A 7,236-nucleotide genomic window follows, 5' to 3' on the forward strand; every position below is an offset into this window, starting at 1 on the left:
CCAGTCAGCGTTATGCAGTCTGGTTTCATTGCAAGTGAAATCGTTAAGCAGTATAAGTTCCCGGAGAATGGTTTTTGGCATGTAAAAATACGTAAAAGCATATGGAGCTTAATATAATGGAAACTCCCTTGATAACAGTCATTGTACCGGTTTATAATATAAAGGACTATCTGCCCAGATGCGTCCGCTCCATCACGGCCCAGACCTACAGCCGCCTGGAGATCATCCTGGTGGACGACGGTTCTACGGACGGCACGGGGCAGCTCTGCCACAGGCTGGCAGAGGAGGACGGGCGGATCAGGGTCCTGCATAAGGAGAACGGAGGCTCCTCCTCCGCCAGGAACCTGGCGCTGGCCCAGGCCGCGGGAGAGTATGTGGGCTTTGTGGACAGCGACGACTATATCGCGCCGGACATGTATGAGCTGCTGATGAGGGGGATTCGGGAATTTGGGGTATCCGCGGCCCAGGTGGCCCGGGACGAGATCGATGAGAAGGGGAATCCGCTGCCGGACATCTGCGCCCCGCCCAAGGAGGCCACTGTGCTGGATGACAGGGAATTCATGGAAGAGCTGCTGATGCACAGGGGGGACTGCTCCTTCTGCACCAAGCTGATACGCAGGGATCTGTTTCCGCCGGAGGCCTTTCCCGTGGGGAAGCTGAACGAGGATTTCCATCTGCTGGTGCGCATGCTGCCTAGGATGGGAAAGGTGGCGTCCCTGCCGGACCAGGCATACCATGTATTCTACAGGATAGGCAGCAATTCCCGCAAGGCGGATAAGGAGACCTTTTCCCGGGTCTATGCCGACTGCGTGGAAAATGCGGATATGGTGGCGGAAATCGTGAAGAGGGATTATCCGGAGCTGGAGGATACGGCATTTCGGTTCGGGGTTTTCCAGAGGCTGGAGTATCTGCTGCATATCCCGATTTCGCAGATGACAAAGGATAATGCCGTCTATCGGGGGATTGTGGCTTATCTGCGCAGGAATTGGTGGAGGGCCATGAGGAACCGGATCCTCACGGAGAAGAACAAGGCCTACCACACGCTGTTCGCCATCGCCCCCAGGAGGCTTCGGAAGCTGCACAGGGCCTGGCGGGGATGATATCCGGGCAATGGGGCCGGATTGCCTTGAAGGATTTACCAGACAAATTTTGAAGATTTTATGCTATGCTTACTTAGGTCACGGCCGGATGGGGGCGGAAGACTTTCAAAAGAGCTGGGTGTCCGCTTTAGCGGTCAGATAGGAGTATAGATGAAAAAATATGGAAGATACATATGCGGGGTTTTGACCATAGCGGCTTTGCTGGGCACGAATGCAAGCGGGCCCGTGCCGGTGGCATGGGCGGCGGAGGAGTCCGGACAGGATGCGCTGCGGCAGGACGGGCAGACGGCCGGGGACGGCGGTATGGCCGGAGCGGGGCAGACGGGCGGGGAGGCCCGGGAACCGGACGGCGGACAGAATGTGGGAGACGACCGGAATTCCGGTGGCCAGAATACGGGCAACGGTCAGAATATGGGAGACAGCCAGAACACGGGCAATGGACAGAATTCCGGCAACGGCCAGACCATGGGAGACGACCAGAATCCCGGCAGTAGCCAGACCACGGGAGACAGCCAGAATACAGGCAACGGCCAAAATACGGGAGACAGCCAGAATGCCGGCAACGGCCAGACCACAGGAGACAGCCAGAATACAGGCGATGGCCAGACCGCGGGAGACAGCCAGAATTCCGGCGGCCAGAATACGGGCAACGGCCAGACCACAGGAGACAGCCAGAATTCCGGCGGCCAGAATACGGGCAACGGCCAGACCACAGGAGACAACCAGAATTCCGGCGGCCAGAATACGGATAACGGCCAAAACACGGGAAACAGCGAGAATTCCGGCGATGGCCAGGATTCCGGAGACAGCGAGAATTCCGGCAGCAGCCAGACCACGGGAGACAGCCAGAACCCCGATGACGGCCAGCCATCCGGGGATATCCAGGCCCCGGACGGCGGACAAGCCCCGGAAGAGGGGCAGAATCCGGAAGATGGCCAGGAATCCGGGGATGGCTCCGGTGAGGATGGCCTTGCCGGAAAAGATGACTCCCGCGTCTTCGCAGAGGTGGACCAGGAGACCGCGGAGTGGATCCGGACGGCAGGGGAGGCCCTGGCCCAGATTGCCGCGGAGCGGGACATCATGGCCTTGGTCTATTTGAGCGACGAATACCCGGTGCGGGTATCGCCCTCCTATGAAAGCGAGACGGCGGTGACGGTGCTCAGCGGCCAGACGGTGAACATCCTGGACATGGCCGTGGACGAGAATATGGAAGTCTGGCACTATGTGAAGCTGGGCTACATGGGGCAGGAGATATACGGCTATGTGCCCAGGACCAACCTGGCCTGCTCGGACGAGCGGTTCCTGGCCTGGGAGGAGACATTCGGCATGAACGCAGCGGCCTACGCCGTCGATGGGGAGAGGGCCGGGTATGCGGACATCGAGCAGTTCCCGGAGAGCTACCGCCCGGCGCTGCTGGAGCTGAAGAAGAAGCATCCCAACTGGACATTCGTGGTGATGAACACGACGCTGGACTGGCGGACGACCATCGATGCGGAGCTCCAGGGAGGGAAGAGCCTTGTATACAAGACCCTGCCGGAGTGGACGAAGAACGGCCTCTACGACACAGGAACCTGGTACTATGCCTCCAGGGCGGCGGTGGAAGTCTATATGGATCCCAGGAACGCCCTGACAGAAAATGCCATCTTCCAGTTCGAGCAGCTGACATACAATGAACAGTACCATACGCTGGACGCGGTGGCGAAATTTCTGAAGAGCACCTTCATGACCGATGACGGCGGGAAGCTGGCACCGGGAACCAACAGCACCTACGCGCAGCTTTTCTGGGAGATCGGCAGGGAGGACGGGCGGAAGGTGAGCCCCTTCCATCTGGCGGCCAGGGTGCTGCAGGAGCAGGGGAACGGGACTTCGCCGCTGATATCCGGAACCTACAGCGGATATGAGGGTTATTATAATTATTTCAATGTGGGGGCTACGGGCCAGACCGACCAGCAGGTCATCACCAGCGGCCTGAAGTATGCCAGGGACCACGGCTGGAACAGCGTGGACAAGGCCCTCAGGGGCGGCGCGGACTTCATCTCGGCGAACTATATCAAGCGGGCCCAGGATACGCTGTACCTCCAGAAATTCAATGTGAACCCCAAGGGGACGCCAAACGCGTATGCGCCGTACACCCATCAGTACATGCAGAACATTACGGCCCCCAATACGGAGGGGCTGAGCATCAAGAGGCTCTATGAGGGAGCGGGCTCTCTGGAGAATACCTTTGTGTTCAAGATTCCGGTCTTTGAGAACATGCCCGCTTCGCCCTGCCAGGCTCCCACGGTCTCCACGGAGGTGGCGCTGGCCCTGCCGGAGGGCTATGGGGACAGCGTCATGTGGCTGGACGGCGTGGCCTATCAGGGGGAGCTTCGGAACGGGAGCCTGATCGTCAACGCGCCTGACGGAAACGCGAAGACGGCGGTAGTATACAAATACGATGATAAGGGCGTGCCCGTAGGCATGTACGTCTGGAGCCTGAGCTATAACGGAACGATATACACGGCCACCGCGGAGCCCGGGCTGCAGGATCTCCTGACCTACCACGGCTTTTCCATCCGCGTCACGGGAGACACGGGCATCCGGTTCAAGACGGGCATATCCACGGAGCTGCGGGCGCAGTTGATAAAGAAGGGCGTCAACGGCTATGTGCTGAAGGAATACGGCACCCTGGTCATGAACAATGCCAACATGGGCCAGTATCCCATGATCAAGGGCGGGGCCAAGGTGGCCGGAGGCATCTCCTACGGCATAGATGCCAGTGGGAAAAAGCAGGACGTGGTGTTCGAAATCATGGACGGGCGCTACCGGTTCACCTCCGTGCTGGTGAAGATTCCGGTGGAGCAGTATAAGACGGAGTTCGCCTTCCGGGGCTATGCCGTGCTGGAGCGCAACGGCACCCAGGTGATCGTCTACGGGCCGCCGAAGGCCAGGAGCATCTATGACCTGGCGAAGGTGCTTTTAGGAAACGGCACCTATGAGCCCGGCTCGGAGTCCTATGTGTTCCTGGAGAAGCTGGTCGGCGATGCGGACGCGCTGCAGAGCCCGGCTGCCGCAGAGGAAGAATGAGCTGCCGCCTGCGCACTAAGTAAGGTACAGATAAAAATTGGGAGGATATTATGAGCAGAAAGTGGAGATACAGAATAGGAGCCTGTATCCTGCCGCTGGCTTTGCTGGCGGGATGCGGGGACGGCACTGAGACAGGCGGAGCGCCCAGCGAGAGCGTGGGCAGCCCGGTGGAGCCGGTGGATGTGAGCGGGCTGGTGGACGAGACCCCGGAGCCCACATCTACGCCGGAACCGGAGCCGGAGCCGGAGATCGGGCTGCGGTACCAGACGGGCCAGCTCACCGCCCAGGAGGAGACCGCCGTGCTGGAGGCCATGACCACCCTGCACCAGAACCTGGAGATCGCGGAATATGTGGGCGAGGGCATCCATATGATAAGCGGGGAAGGATGGCTGGAGGACATGTGCCGGGGAATCTACGAGGGCAGCAGGAGCTATTCCCTGCAAAAGGGAGAGGATGTGCTGCTGACCATGCAGCTCGGCTACGATATTGACGGAGAACCGTATGCGAATGTATACTTTGAAGGAGAGAATGGAAGCGTGCTGGTGCTGAAGCAGTCCGGAAGGACTACATGGCTGCTGCAGACCGGCGTGGCGGACGGGAAGTATGAGGGAGCCTTCGAGACATGGCTGTTCGACGGCGAGAGCGGCAGCATCCAGCGGGAGCAGGGAACCTACGCCGCCGGAACCATCGTAGGGGAATACAAGAAATCCGAATACACGGGAGGGCCCGGGGAGGCCTTCGACATGTGGACCAACCGGGAGAACTTTGACTATAAGGTCACCACTGTGACATATGACGGGAACGGGGAGATCGCGCCCACACCTACGCCTACCCCCACCCAGAAGCCCCAGACGACGCAAAAGCCGCCTGTGCAGGCCCCGGATCCTACGCCGGAGCCCACCCCGGAGCCCACGCCCCAGCCACCGGCGCAGAATCCTCCTGCGCAGAACCCGCCGCCGGCGCAGCCTCCTGCACAGACGCCCCAGCCCACCCCGGAGCCTACGCTGGAGCCGCCGGAGGATACCCCTACGCCTGGGGGAGATACGGATATCGGCTGGTCGCCGGATCTGATGTAAGATTTGGATACAATTGGAGGTCTGTCCGAACCGAAACCTGTGAGGTAGACGAATGTACGTTACAGCAAAAAAAATCATCGACAGAATCCTGGCATTGCTCGGCATGATCGTGCTGTCACCGGTATTTTTGATACTGGTGGCAGCCATCAAGCTGGATTCCAGAGGGCCCGTGCTCTTCAGGCAGAAGCGGGTGGGCATCCACAAGACGCATTTCCATATCCTGAAATTCCGCACCATGCAGATCGACACGCCCAAGGACATGCCCACGCATCTTTTGGAGAATCCTGAGCAGTATATTACTAAGGTGGGCAGGTTCCTGCGCAAGAGCAGCCTGGACGAGCTGCCCCAGATCATCAATATCCTGAAGGGGGACATGGCCATCGTAGGCCCCAGGCCCGCGCTGTGGAACCAGTTCGACCTGATCGAGGAGCGGGACAAGTACGGGGCCAATGACGTGCTCCCGGGCCTCACCGGCTGGGCCCAGGTCAATGGCCGGGACGAGCTGCCCATTCCCGTGAAGGCGAAGCTGGACGGGGAATATGTGGAAAAGATGGGATTTGCCATGGACATAAGATGCCTGGTCAGGACCGTGGCTTCCGTGGTGCGGCAGGACGGTGTGGTGGAGGGCGGAACCGGTACGCTGGAAGAGAAGAAGCATTGACATGCAAGGTACAGGAGAGGGGGATGCAATGGAGATCAGGAAGTTCTCGAAGATTCCGCTGAATCGAATCATCGCGCTGGTGCTGATGGACATCATGTGTATCGTGGTGACATCCTTCGGAGCGCTGTATATCCGGTATGAATTCAGCTTTCAGAGCATAGACCCTGTCTTTCTGCAAAGCTATGAGAATATCATGGTGCCCAATGTCCTGATGACATTGTCTTTTTTTGTTATATGGAAACTTTATAAAAGCGTATGGCGCTACGCCAGCGCCAATGAGCTGATCAATATCATCATGGCCGCCGTCTGCGCCTCCCTGGCCCAGCTTATCTTCTGTACCGCCACGGGGAACAGGATGCCCAGGAGCTACTATGTGCTGTACTGCTTCCTGCTGACCACGGCCACCTGCTGCATCCGGTTCGGCTACCGGATCCTGCGCATCATCAATAATAAGCGGGCCAGCATGGTGGAGCGCAAGCAGAAGGTCAGCACCATGATTATCGGGGCCGGGGCGGCCTGCAACATGATTCTGAAGGAGCTGGAGAGCAGCCAGTACCTGAACCTGTGCGCCAGGTGCATCATCGACGACCAGCCCGGCTGCCACGGAAAGCTCATGCGGGGCGTCCCCATCGTAGGGGGCAGGGACTGCATCCTGGACGCGGTGGAGCAGTACGGAATCGATGAGATCATCTTCGCCATTCCCTCGGCCAATACCCAGACCAAGAAGGAAATCCTGGACATCTGCAAGGAATCCGGGTGCAAGCTGCGGACAGTGCCCGGCACTTATCAGCTGATCAACGGGGACGTGTCCGTGTCCGCTTTAAAGGAAGTGGAGATAGAGGACCTCCTGGGGCGGGAGCCCATAGAGATCAATTCGGAGGAAGTCCTGGGCTATGTCAGGGACCGGGTGGTGCTGGTCACGGGCGGGGGCGGCTCCATCGGCGGGGAGCTGTGCAGGCAGATCGCCGCCCACAGTCCCAGGCAGCTGATCATCCTGGACATCTATGAGAACAATGCCTATGAGATACAGCAGGAGCTGATCCGCAGATATCCGGAGCTGAACCTGGTGGTGCTGATCGGGTCTGTGCGCAATACCAATCGAGTGAATTCGATTTTTGAGACATATCGGCCTGAGATCGTGTACCACGCGGCGGCCCACAAGCATGTGCCCCTGATGGAGGATAGCCCCAACGAGGCCATCAAGAACAATGTGATGGGGACCTACAAAATCGCCACGGCTGCGGACAGGTACGGCGTGGACAGGTTCGTGCTGATATCCACGGACAAGGCGGTGAACCCTGCCAATGTGATGGGGGCCTCCAAGCGCATCTGC

The 7,236-nt window shown here is 59.1% G+C and carries 4 protein-coding genes and 1 pseudogene (1 of these 5 only partly in view); all 5 read left to right on the forward strand.

Features of this window, described 5'->3' with window-relative positions; translation table 11 throughout:
- Nucleotides 1-128: 128 nt before the first annotated feature.
- Nucleotides 129-1,100 (forward strand): glycosyltransferase family 2 protein, encoded by a 972-nt coding sequence (locus Q2B33_RS00005; RefSeq protein ID WP_300569293.1) that lies wholly within the window; start codon nt 129-131, stop codon nt 1,098-1,100.
- Between the two features lie 150 nt (nt 1,101-1,250).
- On the forward strand, nt 1,251-4,166 hold the full coding sequence (locus tag Q2B33_RS00010; protein ID WP_300569296.1) for an N-acetylglucosaminidase: 2,916 nt from the start codon (nt 1,251-1,253) through the stop codon (nt 4,164-4,166).
- A 50-nt stretch (nt 4,167-4,216) separates the two neighbouring features.
- A complete protein-coding gene (locus Q2B33_RS00015) occupies nt 4,217-5,242 on the forward strand; it encodes a hypothetical protein (protein ID WP_300782418.1) in 1,026 nt (341 codons plus the stop codon).
- Between the two features lie 52 nt (nt 5,243-5,294).
- Entirely contained in the window at nt 5,295-5,903 is a 609-nt protein-coding gene (locus tag Q2B33_RS00020; RefSeq protein ID WP_300569302.1) for a sugar transferase, read from the forward strand.
- 28 nt (nt 5,904-5,931) lie between these two features.
- Nucleotides 5,932-7,236, forward strand: a pseudogene (locus Q2B33_RS00025) (polysaccharide biosynthesis protein); it runs 564 nt beyond the window's last position.

It is taken from the genome of uncultured Acetatifactor sp. (genome assembly GCF_948601915.1).
Classification (GTDB): Bacteria; Bacillota; Clostridia; order Lachnospirales; family Lachnospiraceae; genus Acetatifactor.

Excerpts from the sequence above, each read along its gene's own strand:
- Q2B33_RS00015 (WP_300782418.1), top strand. The coding sequence starts at position 4,217 with ATGAGCAGAAAGTGGAGATACAGAATAGGAGCCTGTATCCTGCCGCTG.
- Q2B33_RS00020 (WP_300569302.1), top strand. The coding sequence starts at position 5,295 with ATGTACGTTACAGCAAAAAAAATCATCGACAGAATCCTGGCATTGCTC.
- Q2B33_RS00010 (WP_300569296.1), top strand. The coding sequence starts at position 1,251 with ATGAAAAAATATGGAAGATACATATGCGGGGTTTTGACCATAGCGGCT.